Raw genomic sequence first — 2017 nt, forward strand, 5'->3', positions numbered from 1 at the left:
GCCCTGGTGACGCCGTAGAATTGGAGCATTTCCCGGAGAGGCGGACATTTTCCAGAAGAAGCCGCCCAAATAATAGCTTCGGAATGCCCGGATTTCGGCTCTTGCGCCGAATTGTTTTAAGTCTAAAATGTTTGCTGAACAGAGCGCTGCCGGGCGTCTTCGAAAATGGTCTCAAGCCTTTCATCTCGAAAGCGAGGGGCGATGGAAATGTCAGGTACAATCCCCAATCGTGCTTTGAGCCTTGGTTCGAAGCTCCGTTCGAGCCTTGGCCCATCGGGTCACGTCGATGACTTCACGCGGAAAAATCTTCCGCCCTTCGAGCAATGGCCGGAGCTGCTGCTGGACCGGCCGGAATTCAGCTATCCCGAATATCTCAACGCCGCCGTCGAACTGACCGACCGTATCGTCGAGCAGGGCCTCGGCGACCGGATCGCGCTGATCGGCAATGGCCGCCAGCGCACCTACAAGGAACTGGCGGACTGGTCGAACCGGCTCGCGCATGCCCTGGTGGAGAATTATGGCGTCAGGCCCGGCAACCGGGTCCTGATCCGCTCGGGCAACAATCCGGCGCTGGTCGCGGCCTGGCTCGCCGCAACGAAAGCGGGCGCCGTCGTCATCAACACCATGCCGATGCTTCGTGCCGGCGAATTGACCAAGATCGTCGACAAGGCGGAGGTCGCACTGGCGCTGACCGACAGCCGCATCGCCGACGAACTGGTCTCCTGCGCCAAGACCAGCCGATATCTCAAGCAGGTCGTGAACTTCGACGGCACGTCAAATCATGATGCCGAGCTCGACCGGGTGGCGCTGAACAAGCCGGTGCGGTTCGACGCGGTCAAGACCGGCCGCGATGATGTCGCGCTGTTGGGATTCACCTCGGGCACCACGGGCGAGCCCAAGGCGACGATGCATTTTCATCGCGATCTCCTGATGATCGCGGACGGCTACGCGAAGGAAGTGCTCAAGGTCACCCCGGACGATGTCTTCGTGGGGTCGCCGCCGCTTGCGTTCACGTTCGGGCTCGGCGGCCTTGCGATCTTCCCGTTGCGGTTCGGCGCGACCGCGACGCTGCTGGAAAACGCCTCGCCGCCGGAAATGGTCAAGATCATCGAGACCTACAAAGCCACGATCTGCTTCACCTCGCCGACCGCGTACCGGGCCATGATGGTGGCGATGGACAAGGGCGCCGATCTGTCGTCGCTGCGGCTTGCGGTGTCGGCGGGGGAGACCTTGCCGGCGCCGGTGTTCGAGAACTGGACCGCCAAGACCGGCAAGCCTATTCTCGACGGCATCGGCAGCACGGAAATGCTGCATATCTTCATCACCAACCGGATCGGCGACGCCAAGGCTGCAACGACCGGGCTTCCGGTCTCCGGCTACGAGGCCAAGATCGTCGACAACGACATGAATGAATTGCCGGCCGGCAGCGTCGGCAAGCTTGCGGTGCGCGGGCCGACCGGATGCCGCTATCTGGCCGACGACAGGCAGTCGAACTATGTGCGCGACGGCTGGAACCTGACCGGCGACGCCTTCGTCCGCGACGACAAGGGCCGCTTCTCCTTTGTGGCGCGGGCCGACGACATGATCATCTCGTCCGGCTACAACATCGCGGGGCCCGAGGTGGAATCCGCATTGCTGTCGCATCCGGCGGTGGCCGAATGCGGGGTTGTCGGCTCGCCCGATGAAGCGCGCGGCATGATCGTCAAGGCCTATGTGGTTGTTTCGTCCGGTGTCGCCGCCGACGATGCGCTGGCGGTGGCCTTGCAGGATCACGTCAAGCGCGAGATCGCGCCTTACAAATATCCGCGGGCGATCGAATTCGTCGCCCAATTGCCGAAGACCGAAACCGGCAAGCTGCAGCGATTTGCGCTGCGGCAGATGGCGCAGGCCGCAGCGACCTCGGCCGGCATGGCCGCCGAATGACGACATGATGGAGACTACTTCGTGAGCACGCCAAAAGGGCCCGCGCTTGCGGTGCTGCCAGCCGCGAGCGCCTCGGGCGCGCAGGTTCTGCAGC

The 2017-nt window shown here is 63.1% G+C and carries 1 protein-coding gene; it reads left to right on the forward strand.

Annotation, left to right across the window (positions count from 1 at the left end):
* Positions 1 to 207 precede the first annotated feature (207 nt).
* The gene (locus WCB02_RS15620; RefSeq protein WP_423959268.1) at positions 208 to 1923 is read left to right on the forward strand and encodes a benzoate-CoA ligase family protein; all 1716 of its coding nucleotides are present in this window, start codon (positions 208 to 210) and stop codon (positions 1921 to 1923) included.
* Positions 1924 to 2017: the final 94 nt, after the last annotated feature.

The organism is Bradyrhizobium sp. (assembly GCF_049581145.1).
GTDB lineage: Bacteria > Pseudomonadota > Alphaproteobacteria > Rhizobiales > Xanthobacteraceae > Bradyrhizobium.

Coding starts and splice junctions, on each gene's coding strand:
- WCB02_RS15620 (WP_423959268.1), top strand. CDS start 208: ATGTCAGGTACAATCCCCAATCGTGCTTTGAGCCTTGGTTCGAAGCTC.